This is a genomic window from Streptomyces sp. NPDC000878 (assembly GCF_053599695.1).
Genome location: NZ_JBSFMT010000120.1, coordinates 1 through 18,730, shown reverse-complemented (window position 1 = coordinate 18,730; position 18,730 = coordinate 1). Strand labels below are relative to the sequence as shown.

At 70.2% G+C, this 18,730-nt stretch carries 22 protein-coding genes; 14 read left to right on the top strand and 8 right to left on the bottom strand.

All coding sequences use genetic code 11. From position 1 onward, the window contains the following. Positions 1–154: 154 nt before the first annotated feature. Positions 155–622 (bottom strand): pyridoxamine 5'-phosphate oxidase family protein, encoded by a 468-nt coding sequence (locus ACWDR4_RS47730; protein WP_450418177.1) that lies wholly within the window; start codon positions 620–622, stop codon positions 155–157. A gap of 126 nt (positions 623–748) precedes the next feature. On the opposite strand from ACWDR4_RS47730, the gene ACWDR4_RS47725 reads away from it, so the two are divergent. After that, positions 749–1,393: a cysteine hydrolase gene (locus ACWDR4_RS47725; RefSeq protein ID WP_450418176.1), complete on the top strand. Its 645-nt coding sequence runs from the start codon at positions 749–751 to the stop codon at positions 1,391–1,393. Here the strand turns inward: ACWDR4_RS47725 and ACWDR4_RS47720 are convergent. Then, positions 1,380–1,817, bottom strand: a complete 438-nt coding sequence (locus ACWDR4_RS47720; RefSeq protein WP_450418174.1) for a Rieske (2Fe-2S) protein — start codon at positions 1,815–1,817, stop codon at positions 1,380–1,382. The two genes, ACWDR4_RS47725 and ACWDR4_RS47720, sit on opposite strands and share 14 nt — an antisense overlap. Before the next feature lie 115 nt (positions 1,818–1,932). Here ACWDR4_RS47720 and ACWDR4_RS47715 point away from each other — a divergent pair, with 115 nt between their 5' ends. From ACWDR4_RS47715 to ACWDR4_RS47685, 7 genes are all read left to right on the top strand, one after another. Then, positions 1,933–2,694, top strand: a complete 762-nt coding sequence (locus ACWDR4_RS47715) for a HipA family kinase (RefSeq protein WP_450418172.1) — start codon at positions 1,933–1,935, stop codon at positions 2,692–2,694. Next, positions 2,691–3,074 carry a DUF3037 domain-containing protein gene (locus tag ACWDR4_RS47710; RefSeq protein ID WP_450418170.1) on the top strand — a complete coding sequence of 128 codons (384 nt, stop codon included), beginning with the start codon at positions 2,691–2,693 and terminating at the stop codon, positions 3,072–3,074. Before ACWDR4_RS47715 ends, ACWDR4_RS47710 begins: the two co-directional genes overlap by 4 nt. 171 nt (positions 3,075–3,245) lie before the next feature. Next, complete coding sequence (gene fabG / locus ACWDR4_RS47705; protein WP_450418168.1) at positions 3,246–4,007, top strand: 3-oxoacyl-ACP reductase FabG; 762 nt, start codon at positions 3,246–3,248, stop codon at positions 4,005–4,007. A gap of 17 nt (positions 4,008–4,024) precedes the next feature. After that, the gene (locus ACWDR4_RS47700; RefSeq protein WP_450418167.1) at positions 4,025–4,783 is read left to right on the top strand and encodes an SDR family oxidoreductase; all 759 of its coding nucleotides are present in this window, start codon (positions 4,025–4,027) and stop codon (positions 4,781–4,783) included. Positions 4,784–5,170: 387 nt separating this feature from the next. Next, complete coding sequence (locus ACWDR4_RS47695) at positions 5,171–6,751, top strand: ABC transporter substrate-binding protein (protein WP_450418165.1); 1,581 nt, start codon at positions 5,171–5,173, stop codon at positions 6,749–6,751. Positions 6,752–6,865: 114 nt separating this feature from the next. Next, positions 6,866–7,549 carry a uracil-DNA glycosylase gene (gene ung / locus ACWDR4_RS47690; protein WP_450418164.1) on the top strand — a complete coding sequence of 228 codons (684 nt, stop codon included), beginning with the start codon at positions 6,866–6,868 and terminating at the stop codon, positions 7,547–7,549. Between the two features lie 127 nt (positions 7,550–7,676). Further along, positions 7,677–8,216, top strand: a complete 540-nt coding sequence (locus tag ACWDR4_RS47685; protein WP_450418163.1) for a hypothetical protein — start codon at positions 7,677–7,679, stop codon at positions 8,214–8,216. A gap of 30 nt (positions 8,217–8,246) precedes the next feature. On the opposite strand, the gene ACWDR4_RS47680 is transcribed toward ACWDR4_RS47685, so the two are convergent. Together ACWDR4_RS47680 and ACWDR4_RS47675 are read right to left on the bottom strand one after the other, a co-directional pair. After that, positions 8,247–8,747, bottom strand: a complete 501-nt coding sequence (locus ACWDR4_RS47680; RefSeq protein WP_450418161.1) for a hypothetical protein — start codon at positions 8,745–8,747, stop codon at positions 8,247–8,249. A 156-nt stretch (positions 8,748–8,903) separates the two neighbouring features. Then, positions 8,904–9,425, bottom strand: coding sequence for a DinB family protein (locus ACWDR4_RS47675; RefSeq protein ID WP_450418159.1), 522 nt, complete (start codon positions 9,423–9,425; stop codon positions 8,904–8,906). A gap of 127 nt (positions 9,426–9,552) precedes the next feature. Between ACWDR4_RS47675 and ACWDR4_RS47670 the strand changes: the two genes are divergently transcribed. Further along, entirely contained in the window at positions 9,553–10,464 is a 912-nt protein-coding gene (locus tag ACWDR4_RS47670; protein ID WP_450418158.1) for a Gfo/Idh/MocA family protein, read from the top strand. Here the strand turns inward: ACWDR4_RS47670 and lnt are convergent. Together lnt and ACWDR4_RS47660 are read right to left on the bottom strand one after the other, a co-directional pair. After that, a complete protein-coding gene (gene lnt, locus ACWDR4_RS47665; protein WP_450418157.1) occupies positions 10,382–11,956 on the bottom strand; it encodes an apolipoprotein N-acyltransferase in 1,575 nt (524 codons plus the stop codon). The two genes, ACWDR4_RS47670 and lnt, sit on opposite strands and share 83 nt — an antisense overlap. A gap of 174 nt (positions 11,957–12,130) precedes the next feature. Then, positions 12,131–12,637 (bottom strand): nuclear transport factor 2 family protein, encoded by a 507-nt coding sequence (locus ACWDR4_RS47660; RefSeq protein WP_450418155.1) that lies wholly within the window; start codon positions 12,635–12,637, stop codon positions 12,131–12,133. A 90-nt stretch (positions 12,638–12,727) separates the two neighbouring features. On the opposite strand from ACWDR4_RS47660, the gene ACWDR4_RS47655 reads away from it, so the two are divergent. Continuing rightward, entirely contained in the window at positions 12,728–13,375 is a 648-nt protein-coding gene (locus ACWDR4_RS47655) for a DUF4291 domain-containing protein (RefSeq protein WP_450418154.1), read from the top strand. A 42-nt stretch (positions 13,376–13,417) separates the two neighbouring features. Next, entirely contained in the window at positions 13,418–14,161 is a 744-nt protein-coding gene (locus ACWDR4_RS47650; RefSeq protein WP_450418152.1) for an SDR family NAD(P)-dependent oxidoreductase, read from the top strand. A gap of 86 nt (positions 14,162–14,247) precedes the next feature. Here the strand turns inward: ACWDR4_RS47650 and ACWDR4_RS47645 are convergent, their stop codons facing one another. Together ACWDR4_RS47645 and ACWDR4_RS47640 are read right to left on the bottom strand one after the other, a co-directional pair. Continuing rightward, the gene (locus ACWDR4_RS47645) at positions 14,248–14,427 is read right to left on the bottom strand and encodes a hypothetical protein (RefSeq protein WP_450418150.1); all 180 of its coding nucleotides are present in this window, start codon (positions 14,425–14,427) and stop codon (positions 14,248–14,250) included. A gap of 93 nt (positions 14,428–14,520) precedes the next feature. Then, complete coding sequence (locus ACWDR4_RS47640) at positions 14,521–15,396, bottom strand: undecaprenyl-diphosphate phosphatase (RefSeq protein ID WP_450418148.1); 876 nt, start codon at positions 15,394–15,396, stop codon at positions 14,521–14,523. Between the two features lie 351 nt (positions 15,397–15,747). Here ACWDR4_RS47640 and ACWDR4_RS47635 point away from each other — a divergent pair, with 351 nt between their 5' ends. The 3 genes from ACWDR4_RS47635 to ACWDR4_RS47625 all read left to right on the top strand — a co-directional run bounded on the left by ACWDR4_RS47635 (position 15,748) and on the right by ACWDR4_RS47625 (position 18,637). Next, complete coding sequence (locus tag ACWDR4_RS47635; protein ID WP_450418146.1) at positions 15,748–16,968, top strand: Gfo/Idh/MocA family protein; 1,221 nt, start codon at positions 15,748–15,750, stop codon at positions 16,966–16,968. After that, positions 16,965–17,900 (top strand): DUF6807 domain-containing protein, encoded by a 936-nt coding sequence (locus ACWDR4_RS47630; RefSeq protein ID WP_450418145.1) that lies wholly within the window; start codon positions 16,965–16,967, stop codon positions 17,898–17,900. The genes ACWDR4_RS47635 and ACWDR4_RS47630 overlap by 4 nt, the downstream gene beginning before the upstream one ends. A gap of 113 nt (positions 17,901–18,013) precedes the next feature. Beyond that, positions 18,014–18,637, top strand: coding sequence for a cupin domain-containing protein (locus ACWDR4_RS47625; RefSeq protein ID WP_450418179.1), 624 nt, complete (start codon positions 18,014–18,016; stop codon positions 18,635–18,637). Positions 18,638–18,730 lie beyond the last annotated feature (93 nt).

The following is an 18,730-nucleotide window of genomic DNA, read 5'->3' as shown; positions in this document are numbered from 1 at the left end:
CCGCCGCCCTTACCCGTCCCATCCCTGGGGGCTGCGCCCCCAGACCCCCCTTTCGGCCTGAACGGCCTCGTCCTCAAACGCCGGACGGGCTGAAATGCCCTGGCCGGCGCTGAAGGAGTGCGGGATGGGTATGCCCAGGCCGGCAACGTCGCCGCTACTGCGCCGGCAGCTTGCGGAAGTCCCAGGAGACGATCTTTTCCGGGGTGAGGCGTATCCAGGCGTGTCTGCCGTCGTGGGGCATCTCGTCCAGGCGGAAGTTCTTGCGGGCGAACAGGGTCTCCGGGACGTCCAGTTCGGCGCGCAGCTCGCCCGTGCGCGGGGACTCGCCGACGAACTCGACGGCGCCGGACAGCTCGACGCCGCGCAGCTCGTCGTACTCCTCGCCCGTGTCGACGACGATCGCGACCCGCGGGTCCCGGCGCAGGTCGGTCCAGCGCTTGCTGCGGACCACCGAGTACAGCCACATCGAGGTGCCGTCCCAGGCGAACCACAACGTGCTCACATGCGGAGCCCCCTCCGCCGAGATGGTGGCGACCCGGCAGGTGCGCTGGGTCGTCAGGAACTCGTCCAGTTCGCCCGGCGTCATCATGATCTTCCGGCCTCGGCGCTGAGTGACGGTCATGCGATCCCCCCTCTTGTTCTCCCACGTCGTGTCAGAGGTGATCCTCTGACATCACGTCAGAAAAGAAAACGGGTCGTCTTCCAGTCGTCTTCCGCCTGTGCGCGACGAACGTTAGCCTCCAGCGCCATGCCGTCGTATGCACAGCTCAGCGAACTCCTCGACCCCGCTACCACGGTCCTGCTCACCGTCGAGTGCCAGCAGGGCGTCGTCGGACCGGACAGCGCCCTGCCCGAACTCGCCGAGGAGGCGCGGTCGTCGGGGGCCCTTGTCCGGGTCGCCCGGTTGGTCGCCGCCGCCCACGAGACCGGGATCCAGGTCATCCACGCGATCGCCGAGCGCCGGCCGGACGGGCGCGGTGCGAACCGCAACGCCCGGCTGTTCCGCGCCGCCGAACGGCTCCCCGTCCAGCAGCTCTCCGGTACGAGCGCGGTGCGCGTCGCGGCGCCCATCGAAGTCGCCGACGAGGACTTCGTCGTACGGCGGCTGCATGGTCTGTCGCCGATCCAGGGCACCGATGTCGACGCCCTGCTGCGCAACCTGGGCTGCCGCACGCTGATCGTGACCGGGGTCTCGGCCAACGTCGCGATTCCCAACGCCGTGTTCGACGCCGTGAACCGTGGATACACGGTCGTCGTGCCCGGGGACGCCATCGCGGGGGTGCCCTCCGACTACACCCCCGCGATGATCCGCAACACCCTCGCGCTGGTCGCCACGGTCGCTACCACCGACGAGGTGCTGGCCTGCCTCGGGGCGAAGTTCAGGCGAGCGTGATCGAGTCTCCGGACACCGTGATCTGCTCGGCGGCCAGGGCCTCGGTCGCGGGGCCCTTCTTCACACTGCCGTCGGTGACCGAGAACTCGCTGTTGTGGCACGGACAGGTGATCACACCGTTGGTGACCCCCGTCACCGCACAGCCCGCGTGTGTGCACTTCGACGAGAACGCCTTGTAGGTGCCCGCCGTCGGCTGGGTGACCACCACACCCTGGTCCGCGAAGATTTTGCCACCGCCCTCCGGGATGTCGGTGGTTTTCGCGAGGGCGGTGCCGGCGGCGGCACCCTGTTCCGTGGCGGAGTCGGACGAGTCGTCCTCCGACCCGCACGCGGTCAGCGCGACGGTGAGCCCCGCCGCGCCGGCCGCCGCCATGACCGTACGACGGGCCGGTCCCGATACGGGCTGAAGCGAGGCGCTGCTCATGCTGGCGTTTCCTTCCGAAGGCGTTTTCTGGATCTGTCCGGAGATACGAACCCCGTGCGCGCGCCGTTCAGGCGGCGCGGGCATCCGGCCGTGAACGCCCCAGTAACCTGGGGCGATGCTCAAGGAAGTCATCGCGACCCGCTACATCACGCCCCTGCGTGAGGGCGGTTCGCTGCCGGGACTCGTCGAGGCCGACGATCTCGGGACGTATGTGCTGAAGTTCAGCGGTGCGGGACAGGGGCGCAAGACGCTCGTCGCCGAGGTTGTCTGTGGCGAGCTGGCTCGGCGGTTGGGGCTGCGGGTGCCCGGGCTGGTGACCGTCGAGCTTGATCCGGTGCTGGGGCTCGGCGAGCCCGACGAGGAGGTGCAGGGGCTGCTCAGGGCGAGCGGTGGCACCAACCTCGGGATGGACTTTCTGTCGGGGGCCCTCGGGTTCGATCCGCTCGCCTTCGGAGTGGGCGCCGAGGAGGCCGGGCGGGTGGTGTGGTTCGACGCGCTCGTCAACAACGTCGACCGGTCCTGGCGCAACCCCAACCTGCTGATGTGGCGCGGTGAGTTGTGGCTCATCGACCATGGCGCCACCATGATCTGGCATCACAACTGGCCCGGCGCTCATGCCTCTGCAGCCAAGCCGTACGACGTTTCCGAGCACGCGCTCGCCCGGTTCGGCCCCGACATCACCTCGGCCGCCGCCGAACTGGCGCCGCTGGTCACCGAGGAACTGCTCGCCGAGGTCACCGCCGAGATCCCCGACGCGTGGCTCGCGGACGAACCCGGGTTCGACTCGCCGGACGCGCTCCGACGGGCCTACGCGGAGCCGCTCCTCGCGCGCGCGGCCGTCATCCATGAGCGGATCACCAATGGGGGGACCGCATGAGCGGGCGGGACGTCTTCGAGTACGCGCTGCTGCGGGTCGTACCGCGGATCGAGCGCGGCGAGTGTTTCAACGCGGGTGTGCTGGTGTACTGCCGTGCCGAGTCCTTCGTCGCCGCGCGGACGCATTTGGACGAGGGCAAGCTGCGGGCCCTGGATCCGGCGGCCGACGCCGACGGTGTACGGGCCGCGCTGCGTGCCGTCGAAGGCGTCTGCGCGGGTGGGGAAGCCGCCGGTCAGGCGGCGCGGGACGATGCCGGGCGGCGCTTTCGCTGGCTGATCGCGCCGCGCTCCACGGTCGTACAGCCGGGGCCCGTGCACACCGGGCTCACCGCCGATCCACGGGCCGAGGTGGAGCGACTGCTCGACCTGCTGGTCAGGTGAGACTGCCGGGTAACGACAGGTGGTGACAGGTAATGGCTCACACCGGCGTTGCATGCCGTTGACACCGGGTGTCAGGACTTCTAGCGTCACATGCACCGAAGGTACTAAGCGGTCGCTCACCTGAGGGCGTACCGTGGGCCGCAGGCTTTTCAAGGGCGAGGAGAACCAGCAATGTCCACCACTGAGCAGCGGGTCGCCGTGGTCACGGGCGGTGCGCGTGGCATCGGCGCCGCGACCGCCGTACGACTGGCGGCGGAGGGCCGCGCCGTCGCGGTGATCGACCTCGACGAGGCCGCCTGCAAGGACACCGTGGAGAAGATCACCGCCGCCGGTGGCAGGGCGATCGGCGTCGGCTGCGACGTCTCCGACGAGGCCCAGGTCGAGGCCGCGGTCACGCGCATCGCCGAGGAACTGGGCGGACCCACGATCCTCGTCAACAACGCGGGCGTCCTGCGTGACAACCTGCTCTTCAAGATGAGCGTGTCCGACTGGGACACGGTCATGAACGTGCACCTGCGCGGCGCCTTCCTGATGTCGAGGGCCTGTCAGAAGTACATGGTGGACGCCAAGTTCGGGCGGATCGTCAACCTGTCCTCGTCCTCCGCCCAGGGCAACCGCGGCCAGGTCAACTACTCCGCCGCCAAGGCCGGTCTCCAGGGCTTCACCAAGACCCTCGCCCTTGAACTCGGCAAGTTCGGCGTCACCGCGAACGCCGTCGCCCCCGGCTTCATCGCCACCGACATGACCGCCGCCACCGCCGAGCGCGTCGGCATGGGCTTCGAGGACTTCAAGGCCGCCGCCGCGACCCAGATCCCCGTCCAGCGCGTGGGCAACCCGGACGACATCTCCAACGCCATCGCTTTCTTCACCGGCGAGGCCGCCGGATTCGTCTCCGGCCAGGTGCTGTACGTCGCCGGCGGACCGCTCGACTAGGGCCGGGGGAAACGGACATGAGCACTGTGGAACTCTCGGGCAAGGTCGCCCTCATCACCGGCGCCAGCCGGGGCATCGGCTACGGCATCGCCGAGGCACTCCTCGCGCGCGGTGACCGGGTCTGCATCACCGGACGCAACGAGGACGCTCTCAAGGAGGCCGTCGAGGCACTCGGTGCCGACCGGGTCATCGGCGTGGCGGGCAAGGCCCACGACGAGGCCCACCAGGCCGTCGCCGTCGAACGCACCCTGGAGGCGTTCGGGCGCGTCGACCACCTCGTCAACAACGCCGGTACGAACCCGGTGTTCGGGCCGATCGCCGACCTCGACCTCAACGTGGCGCGCAAGGTCTTCGAGACCAACGTCGTCTCGGCGCTCGGCTTCGCCCAGAAGACCTGGCACGCCTGGCAGAAGGACAACGGCGGCTCGATCGTCAACATCACGTCCGTCGCCGGCCTCTCGGCCTCGCCGTTCATCGGCGCGTACGGCATCAGCAAGGCAGCGATGGACAACCTGACGCGCCAACTGGCGCACGAGTACGCGCCGCGGGTGCGGGTCAACTCGATCGCTCCGGCCGTCGTGAAGACGAAGTTCGCGCAGGCGCTCTACGAGGGCCGCGAGGAGGAGGCCGCCGCCGCCTACCCGCTCGGCCGGCTCGGCGTACCCTCGGACATCGGCGGCGCCGCCGCGTTCCTGACCTCGTCGCAGGCCGACTGGATCACCGGCCAGACGCTCGTGGTCGACGGCGGCATCTTCCTCAAGGCCGGCAACAGCTGACGTGAACAGCCGGCGTAAACGGCCGATGTAATCGGATCGGTACGAAGTGGGGCGGGCGTTCGTCGGGAGACGGTCGCCCGCTTCGGTTCTGTTCCCGGCTGACGCGGGCCCGGTGCCGGTGTTCGCCCCGGCGTCGATTTTTACGTCTGCTTTGCCATTTACCGGAAGATGGGCGGCCAAAAGCTGCTATGTCGGCTGACGCAAACATATGCGCCCCGGCTGACAGAAAAAGCTTCTGTGTCGACGTGCGAGGTCACGCGGTCCGAGGACCGCACTGTCCGATACGTGCTGATCAAGTGGCCTACCAGGAAGCTGGACCACCTACTGGGGCACTGCGGTATGGTCTGCCGACCGTTGGCTTGGTATGGCAGATCGAGGAGCGTGCACGTGTTCAACCGGAACCGGGGCCTGCGGCAGGTTGCGGCAGCCGCGTCCATATCCATGGTCGCCGGATGCGGAGTCTTCTCCTCCGACTCTTCCGGCGACGGGAAGCCGATCGTAGTGGGGACGACGAGTGAGCCCAGCACACTGGATCCGGCGGCGTCCTGGGACAACTCGTGGGAGCTGTTCCGCAACGTCCACCAGACGCTGCTCAACTTCGACACCGGCGGGTCCGAGCCCAAGCCCGACGCGGCCAAGAGCTGCGAGTTCACCGACAGTTCGAGCACGGTGTACAGCTGCGAGCTGCGCGAGGGCCTGACGTTCTCGGACGGGCACAAGCTGGACGCGAAGGCGGTCAAGTACTCGATCGACCGGATCAAGGCGATCAACGTCAACGGTGGCCCGGCCGGACTGCTGACCAGCCTCGACCGGATCGAGGTGAAGGGCGACCGCGGGCTCATCTTCCATCTGAACCAGGCCGACGCGACGTTCCCCTTCGTGCTCTCCACGCCCGCCATGTCGATCGTGGATCCCGAGGACTACCCCGCGAAGTCGCTCCGCGAGGACGGCAAGGTCAGCGGCTCCGGGCCGTACACCCTGGAGTCCTACGACGAGGGCGACAAGGCCGTACTCGTCCGGAACGACAGCTACAAGGGCATCGCGGACCTCAAGAACGACGCCGTCACCATCCGGTACTTCCAGCAGTCGGCCGAGGAGGCCGACGCTCTCCGGGAGAAGGAGATCGACGTCATCTACCGCGGTCTCGCCGCCGCCGACGTCGTGGACATCCAGGACAACGAGAAGGAGCAGGGGCTCCAGCTCGTCGAGAACGCCACCACCGAGATCAGCTACCTGGTGTTCAACCCCAAGGACCCGTGGTCCAACAAGCTCTCGGTGCGCAGGGCCATCGCCCAGGTCGTCGACCGCCCGGCGCTCGCCCACAACATCTACAAGGACACCGTCGAGCCGCTGTACTCCATGATCCCCAAGGGTCTGGTCGGCCACACCACGGGCTTCTTCGACGACTTCGGCAACCCCAGTGCCGCCAAGGCCAAGCAGATCCTCGTCGACGACGGCATCACCGAGCGGGTCCCGCTCACCCTCTGGTACACGAGCGACCGCTACGGCTCCCAGACCAAGCCGGCCTTCGAGGAGCTGAAGCGGCAGCTGGAGGCCTCCGGCCTGTTCAGCGTCACCCTCCAGAGCCGCCCCTGGAAGACCTACGTGGACGGCTACCAGAAGGGCGAGTACCCGGTGTTCGGGCGCGGCTGGTTCCCCGACTTCCCCGACGCCGACAACTTCATCGCCCCCTTCGTGGGCGAGCAGAACGCGCTCGGTACGCCGTACACGTCCCCCGAGATCACCGGTGAGCTGCTGCCCGCGTCACGCAAGGAGAGCGACCGCGGGGCCGTGGGCGAGGAGTTCGAGGAAGCTCAGCAGATCCTCCTGGACGACGCCCGGCTGCTGCCGCTGTGGCAGGGCAAGCAGCATGTGGCGGCCAACGAGGAGATCGGCGGCGCCGAGGTGTCCATCGACCCGGCGACGATGATGGTGATGTGGGAGCTGTACTGGAAGACCAGCTGGTAGCGCAGCGGCAACGGGGCCCGCGGTCGGCGTACGGCCGACTTCGTGACCCGTTGTCAGTGGGCGCCGGTAGGTTCTTCGGTGAGTGGAACACACCGCACATCGGAGGAAGTTCACGTGACCGACATCGCCATGCTGCCCGAGTCCTGGCGCGGCGTCCTGGGTGACGAGCTGCAGCAGCCCTACTTCAAGGAGCTGACCGAGTTCGTCGAGGAGGAGCGGGCACGCGGTCCTGTCTTTCCTCCGCGCGACGAGGTGTTCGCCGCGCTCGACGCGACACCGTACGACAAGGTGAAGGTCCTGATCCTCGGTCAGGACCCCTACCACGGCGAGGGGCAGGGCCACGGCCTGTGCTTCTCGGTCCGTCCCGGGGTGAAGACCCCGCCCTCCCTCCGCAACATCTACAAGGAGATGAAGGAGGAGCTGGGCACGCCCGTCCCCGACAACGGCTATCTGATGCCGTGGGCCGAGCAGGGCGTGCTGCTGCTCAACGCGGTGCTCACGGTCCGCTCCGGCGAGGCCAACTCGCACAAGGGGAAGGGCTGGGAGAAGTTCACGGACGCGGTGATCCGCTCCGTGGCCGACCGTCCCGACCCGGCGGTCTTCGTCCTGTGGGGCAACTACGCGCAGAAGAAGCTTCCGCTGATCGACGAGGAGCGGCACGTGGTGGTGAAGGGGGCGCACCCGTCGCCGCTGTCGGCGAAGAAGTTCTTCGGCTCGCGTCCGTTCACCCAGATCAACGAGGCCGTGGCCGGCCAGGGGCACGAGCCCATCGACTGGACGATTCCCGACCTGGGCTGATCCGGAAGAGGTGAGGCGGGTCGCCGGTCCTGTGCCGTACCGGCCCGCCTGACCGGGATTGTCAGTGCCTGCCGTTAGCGTCGCCAGGGACAGCGGGCAGTGGGTAGCGGACAGGGTGGAGGGTGCCGTGACGGAGCGGCAGGAACAGGTGGCGCCGGACGCCATGATGACCCGGATCGGACAGGCCGTCATGTTGCACCACGGCGGTGACCGTGAGGAGGCCAGGGGGCGCTTCCTGGGGCTGTGGGCGGAGATCGGCGAGGACGGCGACCCGATGCACCGCTGCACGCTGGCGCACTACATGGCCGACACGCAGGACGACCCCTCGGACGAACTGGCGTGGGACCTGCGGGCGTTGTCGGCGGCGGAGGAACTGTCGGACGAGCGGGTCGCGAAGGTCGTCCGCCACGAGGGGGCGCTCGCGGTGCGTGCCCTGTACCCCTCGCTGCATCTGAACCTCGCCGCCGACTACGTGAAGCTGGACCGCCCCGAGGCCGCCCGCACCCACCTCCGCCGGGCCCGCGGCGCGGCCGACGCCCTGGGCGACGACAGCTACGGCGACGGGGTCAGGGCGGCCATCGGTCGGCTGGAGCTGAGGCTGGGGGAGGGGGACTCCTTCGGAGGGGCGGATGGCGATTCCTGGGGGCCGCCGAGACAGCGGCCCTAGGCGACACCCGCGCCCCTGGCCCCGGACGCCTCAACGGCCGTACGCCTCCTTGCAGATGACCGTCTGGGGGCTGTCCTTGCCCCAGCCGCCGTACTTCTTGCCGAGGGCGCACACGTCCGTGTTCTCGCGTACCGGGCGGGACACGTCGGGGAGTTCGACGCGGGGCTGGGCGCGGCGGCGCTCCGGCTTCGGTGGGCGCTGCTTCGGCTTGGCCCGGCGGGGCGGGGGCGCCGGAGCGGCGGCCGGTGCGGGCGGCGGCGTCGCGGCGGCCGGGCGGTGCGGCTCCTCCGGGGCCCGCGGTGCCCGTACGGCCTGCGTGGGTTCGCGGTCGGGGCCGATCAGCTCCAGTGCCTCCCGGGCGGGTGCCTGCACGATCTGGGGTTCGGCCAGGTTGTCCGGGCGGGGCACCGACGGCTGGGACGGCGCCGGGGGCGGGCCGGGAGCGATCGGGTGCTGGACCGTGACGCAGCCGGAGAGAGCCGTGACAGCCACGGTGACAAGAAGCGTTGCGGTGGTCGTCGTTCGATGCACCCGCGCAACTCTGCTGTGTCCGGCCCGTTCCGGAACGCGTGGACAAGCGGAGGATGCCCCACACGGGTGATCTCCGGCCCCTTACGGAGGGTGCGGAGCGGCCCCGGCTGACGTCCGTCACCGTCCCGAGGCGCACCCGCCGGCCGTCGGCTGGGTTCAGTCGCCGGTCGCTCCGTCGAGCCGCTCGCGGATCAGGTCGGCGTGGCCGTTGTGGCGGGCGTACTCCTCGATCATGTGGGTGTAGATCCAGCGCAGGTTGAACGGTTCGTCGGTGTGCCGGCTCCGGCCACGGGAGAGTTCGTCCAGGCCGAAGTCCGCGGCGTTGCGCCGGGCGATCTCGATCTCGGCCTGCCAGGTGTCGTACGCCTCCTGCCAGCTGTCCGCCTCGGTGAGATGGAACTCGCCGTCCCGGTCCTCCTCGGTGTAGTAGATCGGCCCCGGATCGTCGCTCACCAGCACCTTGCGGAACCAGCCCCGCTCCACTTCCGCCATGTGCCGCACCAGACCCATGAGGGACAGTTCGGAAGGCTCCACCGAGGCGGTTCTGAGCTGGGCGTCGGTCAGGCCCTCGCACTTCCACGCCAGGGTCTGCCGGTGGTACTCCAGCCAGCCCTCCAGCATGGTGCGTTCGTCTGCGGTCAGGGCGGGTTCACTGCGCTGCGTCTGTGGCTCTGTCATGCAGGCATGGTGCCCTGCCTCGACCGCCCCCACCATGCGTTTTCCGGCGGCCCGGCCGGCCGGCGGATTACCCGGCGGCCGTATGCTTCCGGCAGAACCCCGGCAGGCAACCGCTGAAGGAGACCCCGTGAAGGTCGGCTGCATCGGACTCGGTGACATCGCGCAGAAGGCGTATCTGCCGGTGCTCGGCAGCCGCCCCGACGTCGAACTGCACCTCCAGACCCGCACACCCGCGACGCTCGCCCGGGTCGCCGACGACCTCCACCTTCCCCAGGAGCGGCGCCACACCGACCTGGACTCCCTCCTCGCCGAGGGCCTCGACGCCGCCTTCGTGCACGCGCCCACCGTCGTGCACCCGGAGATCGTGACGAGGCTGCTGAAGGCGGGCGTACCGACCTACGTCGACAAGCCGCTCGCGTACGAACTGGCCGAGTCGGAACGGCTGGTGAGGCTGGCGGAGGAGCGTGGGGTCTCGCTCGCCGTCGGGTTCAACCGGCGCTTCGCGCCCGGGTACACGCAGTGCGCCGACCATCCGCGCGAGCTGATCCTGATGCAGAAGAACCGCATCGGGCTGCCCGAGGAACCCCGCGCGATGATCCTCGACGACTTCATCCATGTCGTGGACACCCTGCGGTTCCTGGTGCCGGGCCCGGTCGACGACGTGACCGTGCGCGCCCGCACCGAGGGCGGGCTGCTGCACCACGTGGTGCTCCAGCTCGCCGGGGACGGGTTCACCGCGCTCGGGGTGATGAACCGGCTCAGCGGCTCGGCCGAGGAGATCCTCGAAGTCTCCGGGCAGGACACCAAGCGTCAGGTGGTCAACCTCGCCGAGGTGATCGACCACAAGGGCCAGCCGACGATACGGCGGCGCGGCGACTGGGTGCCGGTGGCGCGGCAGCGCGGCATCGAACAGGCCGTGCTCACGTTCCTCGACGCCGTGCGCGCCGGCAAGGTGCTCAGCGCCCGGGACGCACTGGCGACTCATGAACTGTGCGAGCGGGTGGTACGAGCGGTGCGGGAACGGATCGACGCCGCCTGAGCCCGCGTACGCCCTCGACGCCGCCCAGGACCAGGAGCACGAGCACGGCTCCGTACACCGGCCAGGCACCGAAGCGGACGTACGGCGTCTCACCCCGGGCCAGCGGTACGTCGTACACCGCCGAGGCGCTCTTGTCGGTGCCGAGCCAGGAGCCGACGCGTTCGCCGCTCGGGCCGTAGACGGCGGAGACGCCGGTCAGCGTGGCGTGCACCATGGGGCGGCCGGTCTCGGCGGCGCGCAGGGCGGCGATCGAGGCGTGCTGCTCGGGGGCCCAGGTGTGCTGGAACGACGAGGTCGACGACTGGGCGACGAGCACCTGGGCGCCGTCCTGGGCGAGATGGCGGCTCATGTCCGGGAACGCGGACTCGAAACAGATCATGGGCCCGATGCGCAGCCCGCCCCCGACGTTCATGATCACCTGCTCGCTGCCGCGCCTGCGGTCCTCGCCCGCCGCCTTGCCGACGGAGGTGGCCCAGCCCAGCAGCGAACGCGCCGGGACGTACTCACCGAAGGGCACGAGCCGCATCTTGTCGTACCGGTCACCGGTGGGGCCGTCCGGACCGACGAGCACCGAACTCTTGTAGATACCGGGCCGGTCGGAGCGTCTGGCGTCCACGTTGACGAGGATGTCGGTCCCGGTCGCACGGGAGAGCGCGGCGAGCCGCTGGGCGTAGTCGGGCCGGTCGGCGAGGTCGAAACCGACGCTGCTCTCGCCCCAGACGATCAGATCCACGTCCTGGCCGGCCAGCTGTCGGGTGAGCGCCTCCTCGCGTGCGAACCGCTTCTCGGCGCTGCCGGAACCGTCGACGATCCCCGGCTGCACGACCGCGATCCGCACTTGGCCGTCCGCCTCCGGACGCGGTGACCACACCCAGGCCGCGGAGGCCAGGGCGGCGGTGGCGACGAGCCCGGCCACCGCCGGAACCCGGGACGCGCGCACCGCGACCAGGACGGCGACCGCGACGTTCACGGCCACCACCAGGAAGCTGAGCAGCCACACCCCGCCGACCGAGGCCAGCCGCAGCGCGGGTGCCACCTGCCACTGGCTGGATCCGATCATGCCCCAGGGTCCGCCCAGCCCCTGCCACGAGCGGACCAGCTCGACCATGAGCCATCCCGAGGGCAGTACGAGGAGCGCGGCGGCGATCCGCCCGGCCGGGGGCCGGCCCGCCAGGAACCGGCGTACGAGCACGCCCCAGGGTGCCCACAGCACGCCCAGCAGCGCCGCGATGACGAGCGTGAACACATGCAGGCTCGGCAGCAGCCAGTGATGCACGGCCAGCATGAACCCGAATCCGCCGAACCAGCCGTCGTACGCGGCCCGTTTGGCGGTCGGCGCGGACCGGACGAGCAGGATCCACGGCACGAGGGCGACGTACGCGAACCACCACAGGGCCGGCGCGGGGAAGGCGAACACCGGCAGTGCACCGGCCAGCGCGGCGGCGACGGACCGGCGCCACGGGGAGGCGATCCAGTGGCCGGGCAGTTTCATACGGCGCCTCCTACCAGTTGGTTCCCCGGACAACTACCCAGTCGGTTACCCAGCCGGTGGCTCCAGTGTGCGCGGTAGGACCGATCCCGGGCCAGCAGGACTCCGGCCAGGGCGGGGGATTCCTCGTATTGGCGTACGGCGGATCGCCCGGGGGAGGCAAAGAGGCCAGTCGGGTCAGCCGGCCGGTCGGTTGCCGGTTCCCGGCACGGGCGCGGTCTTCGGCGTGCGGCGCCACTTCTCCTGGACGACCACCTCGCGCAACCGCCAGCCGTCCCGCGTACGGATCAGCCCGAAGGCGTACCGGCCGCCGCAGACGAAGTCGGGTGCGGTGGAGCCGGTTTCGCCGTCGCGGTCCGCGAGGCGCATGGGGTTGATGTAGTCGGCCTGGACACGGGCCGTGTCGTAGGTGCCCTGTTCCTCGATGCCGAAGCGGATCCGGCGGTTGACGATCAGATGCTGCCGCATCGGGAACAGTTCCATGCTCTGCGCGAGCCACTCGGCGACCTGCCGGGCCTCTCCCTCGATACCGCCGGCCGAACGGTAGTCCGCCCGTCCGTCCGGCGCGAACAGTCCCACGTACGCCTCCCAGTCGCCGTCGTCCACCGCCACCGCGTACTCGGTGACGAGTCCGTCCAGGGAGAGCCGGTCCATCACGGTCGCTAGCTCCACACGCTGCGTCATCGGCTCAGTGTTGGGTACGGGGCGGGCGGAACCAAGAGCATCGCGGATATTCGGTGGCCGACGGGCGTGTCCGGCTCCGAAGCTGGTCAGATGAACGATCAGACCGTCGATTCTTCCGACGAACGGGAATCCGCCGCCTCCGACGAACAGGAACCCAAGTTCCGCGTACGCGCCCGACATACGGCGTCCACTGTGACCGTCTATCAGGCCTACCGCCCGGAGATCGGGCTCGCCGCGGCACGCGACGGCCGGTTTCCGGCGGCGTGGAAGCGGGATCGGATGACATGGATCAAGCCGTCCTTCACCTGGATGATGTACCGCTGCGGCTGGGGCACGAAGGAGGGGCAGGAGACCGTGCTGGGCGTCGAGATCAGCCGGGACGGGTTCGCCTGGGCGCTGCGGAACGCGTGCCTTTCTCACTACGTCCCTGGCCTGCACGAGGACCAGGCCGCCTGGAAGCGGCAGCTGAGGCGGGCCTCGGCGCGGGTGCAGTGGGATCCCGAGCGGGGTCTCCGGCTCGAACCGTTGCCGTACCGGTCCTTGCAGTTGGGGCTTTCGGGGGAGGCGGCGGCGCGGTACGCCGACGAGTGGATCGTCGGGGTCGAGGATGTGACGGCGCTCGCCGCCGAGATTCATGGGCTCGTACGAGCGGGGCAACTGGACCGCGCGGCCGGGCTGTTGCCGGTGGAGCGGCCCTACCCGCTCGACGCGGACACGCTCGCACACCTGCGACCGTAGACCCATTGCCCGTCACCCATTGCGGAAGTAGGAGGTACGTCCATGAGCGGGTCGTCCGTCACGGTGGTCACCGGTGGCAGTCGGGGCATCGGTGCCGCGACCTGTCTGCGGCTCGCGGCGGACGGGCACGACGTCGCCGTGGGGTACGTGCGGGACGCCCGGGCCGCCGAGTCGGTCGCGGCGGGGGTGCGGGCGGCTGGGGCGCGCTGTGTGACCGTGCCGGTGGACACCTCGGTCGAGGCGGACGTGGAGCAGCTGTTCGACACCGTCGAGGAGCGGCTCGGACCCGTCACCGGGTTGGTGAACAACGCCGGGGTCACCGGCCCGTTGGGCAGGCTCGTCGACGCGGACCCCGCCGATCTGCGGCGCGTGATGGAGGTCAACCTGCTGGGTACGCTGCTGTGTTCGCGTCGGGCCGCGCGGTCCATGACGGCGCGGGGGACCGGCGTGATCGTGAACGTGTCTTCGGCGGCGGCCACTCTCGGCGCCCCCGGCGAGTACGTCCACTACGCGGCGACCAAGGCTGCCGTCGACGCGCTGACCGTGGGTCTGGCGAAGGAACTCGGCCCGGACGGCATCCGCGTCAACGCCGTGGCCCCGGGCGTCATCGACACCGAGATCCACGCGACGATGGGCGATCCTGACCGGGCGAAACGCGCGGCCTCGGTGATTCCGCTCCGCCGGGCGGGGCAGGCCGAGGAAGTCGCGGCTGCCATCGCCTGGTTGATGTCCCCGGAGGCCTCGTACGCGACGGGGGCGGTGCTGCGGGTGTCGGGCGGGCGGTGACGCTGGGTAGCCGGAGTCGGCGGATGTTCCGCGTGTTCCGCCCGGCGGAGCAAACTGGCGGAGCGGAATCGCCGTGCGCTTCGGTGTCAGGCCGCCTCGATGACCTCGCCGCGTATCGCCGCGGCCCACCTGACCACCAACAGCTCGTACTCCTCCCGCTCTTGGGTCGAGAGGGAACCGCCCGCGCGGAGCCAGAGTGCGCGGATCTGCTCGTTCAACACGGCAGCGGACCGCACGGAACCAGGGGTCAGGGAGTCGGGGGACATGCGCACCAGCGTAGGGGCAAGGACTGACACTGCGCTACCGGGTGGCTACTCGATCGCTATGTGGTTGGTCACGGTCGCCGGAGTCGTACGGACTCAGCCCGACGACTCCGCCGCGTGCGGGCTCAGCGCACCCGTCGCCACCAGGGCGATGATCACGATGCCGAGCACGATGCGGTAGTACACGAACGGCATGAACGACTTCGTGCTGATGAACTTCATGAACCAGGCGATGACCGCGTATCCGACCGCGAAGGCGATCACCGTCGCGAACGCCGTCGGGCCCCAGGAGACATGGCCGCCCTCCGACGCGTCCTTGAGTTCGAACACGCCCGAGGCGAGCACGGCCGGCATGGCCAGCAGGAAGGAGTAACGGGCCGCCGCCTCGCGGGAGTAGCCCATGAACAGGCCGCCGCTGATGGTCGCGCCGGACCGGGAGACACCGGGGACCAGGGCCATCGCCTGGCACAGGCCGTAGATCAGACCGTCCCGGGCGTTCAGGTCCTGCAGCCCCTTGCGCTCCTTGGCCGCCCGGTGCTTCCCGCCGGTTTCGTCGCGCGCCGCGAGCCGGTCGGCGACGCCGATGACGATGCCCATCACGATCAGCATCGTCGCCGTGATCCGGAGGTCGCGGAAGGGCCCCTCGATCTGGTCCTTGAGGGTGACCCCGAGCACGCCGATCGGGATCGAGCCGACGATCACCAGCCAGCCCATCTGCGCGTCGTGGTCGCTGCGCATCGCCTTGCTGGTGAGCGAGCGGAACCACGCCGAAAGGATCCGCCCCACGTCCTTGCGGAAGTAGATCAGCACCGCCGCCTCCGTACCCAGCTGGGTGATCGCGGTGAAGGCGGCACCCGGGTCCTCCCAGCCGGAGAACGCGGCCGTCAGGCGCAGATGCGCGCTGGAGGAGACGGGGAGGAACTCGGTCAGCCCCTGGACGAGTCCGAGGATGAGGGATTCAAACCAAGACATGAAGTTACGTGGTCCAAGCGCTGATCGTGGAGGGGCCGACGGACACACCGGGCCGCCGTGCGCCAAGTGAAGGCAGGCGGAGATCACGTGTGTTGAGGGGCAGCCTAGCGGCCTCCGGTGACAGCCCGAGCACAGGGGCCGGGGTCAAGGGGTGGTAAAGGGCCGGGTTCCCCCGCCGGACCGCCCGCGCCATCCACCCCGTGGACACCCCTGCCGCGGTGTTGACCGACCGCTCGGACGGAACATACGTTGCCAACGATGGGAAAGCGCTTGCTGCCCCCGGCGGGTGCCGGAGTCGTCACGCGTTGGCCCGCGTCAGTCACCGCGTCCGATGGAGTGCTGAACACGCCCATGGCCACACCCGCAACCAGCCCCGACACCACACCCACCCCCCACGCTTCACCCGCCCCGCTCCCGCCCCTCACCGGCCGTCGTATCCGGGCCGCGATCGTCGGGGTGGGCGCCATCGGACGTGGGTCCCATCTGACGGCGCTCACCGAGCTGGCCGACGAGGGCGAGACCGAGGTCGTCGCGGCGGTCGACATCAACGCCGACGCGGTGAAGGCGTTCTGCGCGGAGAGCGGGATTCCACACGCGTACACCGACCTGGAGCAGATGCTCCGGGAGCAGCGCCCCGACCTGGTGACCATCTGTACGCCGCCCACCCTGCACCGCGAGCAGACCGTGGCCGCGCTGCGTGCCGGAGCCTGGGTGTGGTGCGAGAAGCCGCCGGTGCCGACGCTCGCCGACTTCGACGCCATCGAGGCGGAGGAGGGGCTCGGGGGTGGCCCGTACGCCTCGATCGTCTTCCAGCACCGCTTCGGCTCCGCCTCCACCCATGTGCGGCGGCTGCTCGCCGAGGGCGCCCTGGGCCGGCCGCTCGTGGCGCACTGCCAGACCACCTGGTACCGCGACACCGCCTACTACGCCGTGCCCTGGCGCGGGCGTTGGGCGACGGAGGGCGGCGGGCCAGCGATGGGACACGGCATCCACCAGATGGACCTGCTCCTCGACCTGCTCGGGCCCTGGAGCGAGGTGCGGGGCATGGCCGGGCGGCTCGTGCACGACGTCGAGACCGAGGACGTCTCCACCGCGCTCGTCCGGTTCGCCGACGGCGCGCTGGCGACCGTCGTCAACAGCGTGCTCAGCCCCGACGAGGTCAGCCGTATCCGCATCGACTGCGAGCGCGCCACCGTCGAACTCACCCATCTGTACGGGCACTCCAACGCCAACTGGACCATCACCCCGGCGCCGGACGTGCCCGAGGCGGAGGTGGCCGCCTGGCGTGACTTCGGGCCGGACGTGCCGAGTTCGCACGTCGCGCAGTTGCGCGAACTGGTCGCGAGTATGCGCGCCGGCGAACGGCCGCGCAGCAGCGGCGCGGACGGGCGGACCAGCCTGGAGCTGATCACCGCGCTGTACAAGTCCGCCTTCACGGACACGACCGTCAAGGCCGGTGACATCGGCCCGGGCGACCCCTATTACGCGGCGCTGCACGGCGGTGCGCCCGGCTGGGCGCCCGCGATCGACGACGATGTTTCCGGATCCGCTACCGAGGAGGCGTCCGCGTGACCACGTCCACCGACCTGCGCATCGTCCACGCGCACGGCGACCGCATCACCGTGACCGAGCCTGTCACCGGGGTCGAGCTGTTCAGCTACGTGTACGGGGCCGAGGCGGCCTGGGAGGCGCCGAAGCCGTATCTGCACCCGATCCGGACGCTCGCCGGAAACGTTGTCACCGACTACCGGCCCAACGACCACCGCTGGCACAAGGGCCTCCAGCTGACGGCCTCGCACCTGTCGGGGTCGAACCTGTGGGGCGGCAACACCTATGTGCACGGCGAGGGTTACCTCGCCCTCCCCGAGCGCGTCGGCTCGATGGCGCACGTCGGCTTCGACGAGGTCGCCTCGGACGCGGGCCGGGTCGTCATCGCGGAACGGCTCACCTGGCACCCGTACAGCGGGGAGCTGTGGGCGGACGAGGAGCGGCGGGTCGAGGTGCACGACGTCGATCCGGCGGCGGGTTCCTGGGCCCTGACCTGGACGAGCGCGATCACCAACCGGCGTGCCGAGCCGCTGCTCTTCGGCAGCCCGACCACCGCCGGGCGCGAGGCCGCGGGCTACACCGGCCTGTTCTGGCGCGGCCCGCGCGCCTTCCGGGACGGGCGGATCGTCGGCCCCGACTCCGAGGGGCCCGAACTGATGGGCGAGCAGACGCCCTGGCTGGCGTACTCCGGCGAGTTCGACGGCGCCGACGGGCACGCCACGCTGGTCTTCGCGCACGCGCCCGAGAACGACCACCTGGGGGCGGAGGGTGCCCACCCGGCCCACTGGTTCGTGCGCAACGAGCCGTTCGCCGCCGTAGCACCCTCCTGGGCCTTCTACGACGAACTGGAGCTGGCGCCCGGCGACACGCTCACCCGCCGCTACCGGGTCGTCGTCGCCGACGGGGAGTGGGAGCGCGAGGGCGTCGCCAAGTACCTGGAGGAGCACCCGTGGTGAGCCCGGGACCCAACGAGGCGGCCTTCGCCGGTCTGCCGGGCGGTGTCGCCGTCTCGCATCTCTCCGTCTACGACTGGCCGGCCGTCGACGGTGTCTGCGGCGGAACTCCCCATATGCATCTGACCTGTTCGGAGGCGTACGTCGTCACGGGCGGGCGGGGCGCGGTGCAGACGCTCACGACCTCCGGGTACGAGGTGACACCGCTCGCGCCCGGTACGGTCGCCTGGTTCACGCCGGGCACCATCCACCGGCTGGTCAACGAGGACGACCTGCGCATCACCGTCCTCATGCAGAACAGCGGGCTCCCGGAGGCCGGGGATGCGGTGCTCACGCTGCCGCCGAAGTACCTGACCGACCCGGAGACGTACGCCGCCGCGACCGTGATCCCGGCCGACGCCCCCGTGGCCGAGCAGGAGCGGGTGGCCCGGGCCCGGCGCGACCTCGCCCTCGATGGATACCGGGCGCTGCGGGACGCGGAGGGGCCGGAGGCGCTGGCCGCCTTCCACGAGGCCGCAGCCGCCCTCGTACGGCCCCGGCTCGCCGACTGGCGCGAACGCTGGCGGCGCGGCGCCGAGGCGGCGGCCGGTGCGACGGGCGACCAGCTGGACCGTCTCGAACGGGGCGACACGTCCCACCTCGCCGATGCCGTCGTACGGGCCGAACAGCCTTCGGCGCACGGCAAGTTCGGGATGTGCGGCCGGCTGGACGTGTACGACGTCTACAAGGGCGCCTCTTAGGGGTGCTTTCAGAAAGCGGGGTGTTTGCGGGCGAGGGTCATGCAGTGGGCGAGTTGGAGGAAGGCGTCGTGCATGTCGTCGCGTGCTTCCCAC

Coding starts and splice junctions, on each gene's coding strand:
- ACWDR4_RS47710 (WP_450418170.1), top strand. CDS start 2,691: ATGAGCGGGCGGGACGTCTTCGAGTACGCGCTGCTGCGGGTCGTACCG.
- ACWDR4_RS47720 (WP_450418174.1), bottom strand. CDS start 1,817: ATGAGCAGCGCCTCGCTTCAGCCCGTATCGGGACCGGCCCGTCGTACG.
- ACWDR4_RS47660 (WP_450418155.1), bottom strand. CDS start 12,637: ATGACGCAGCGTGTGGAGCTAGCGACCGTGATGGACCGGCTCTCCCTG.
- ACWDR4_RS47625 (WP_450418179.1), top strand. CDS start 18,014: ATGCATCTGACCTGTTCGGAGGCGTACGTCGTCACGGGCGGGCGGGGC.
- fabG (WP_450418168.1), top strand. CDS start 3,246: ATGTCCACCACTGAGCAGCGGGTCGCCGTGGTCACGGGCGGTGCGCGT.
- ACWDR4_RS47635 (WP_450418146.1), top strand. CDS start 15,748: ATGGCCACACCCGCAACCAGCCCCGACACCACACCCACCCCCCACGCT.
- ACWDR4_RS47640 (WP_450418148.1), bottom strand. CDS start 15,396: ATGTCTTGGTTTGAATCCCTCATCCTCGGACTCGTCCAGGGGCTGACC.
- ACWDR4_RS47700 (WP_450418167.1), top strand. CDS start 4,025: ATGAGCACTGTGGAACTCTCGGGCAAGGTCGCCCTCATCACCGGCGCC.
- ACWDR4_RS47655 (WP_450418154.1), top strand. CDS start 12,728: ATGAACGATCAGACCGTCGATTCTTCCGACGAACGGGAATCCGCCGCC.
- ACWDR4_RS47645 (WP_450418150.1), bottom strand. CDS start 14,427: ATGTCCCCCGACTCCCTGACCCCTGGTTCCGTGCGGTCCGCTGCCGTG.
- lnt (WP_450418157.1), bottom strand. CDS start 11,956: ATGAAACTGCCCGGCCACTGGATCGCCTCCCCGTGGCGCCGGTCCGTC.
- ACWDR4_RS47730 (WP_450418177.1), bottom strand. CDS start 622: ATGACCGTCACTCAGCGCCGAGGCCGGAAGATCATGATGACGCCGGGC.
- ACWDR4_RS47725 (WP_450418176.1), top strand. CDS start 749: ATGCCGTCGTATGCACAGCTCAGCGAACTCCTCGACCCCGCTACCACG.
- ACWDR4_RS47715 (WP_450418172.1), top strand. CDS start 1,933: ATGCTCAAGGAAGTCATCGCGACCCGCTACATCACGCCCCTGCGTGAG.
- ACWDR4_RS47650 (WP_450418152.1), top strand. CDS start 13,418: ATGAGCGGGTCGTCCGTCACGGTGGTCACCGGTGGCAGTCGGGGCATC.
- ACWDR4_RS47675 (WP_450418159.1), bottom strand. CDS start 9,425: ATGACAGAGCCACAGACGCAGCGCAGTGAACCCGCCCTGACCGCAGAC.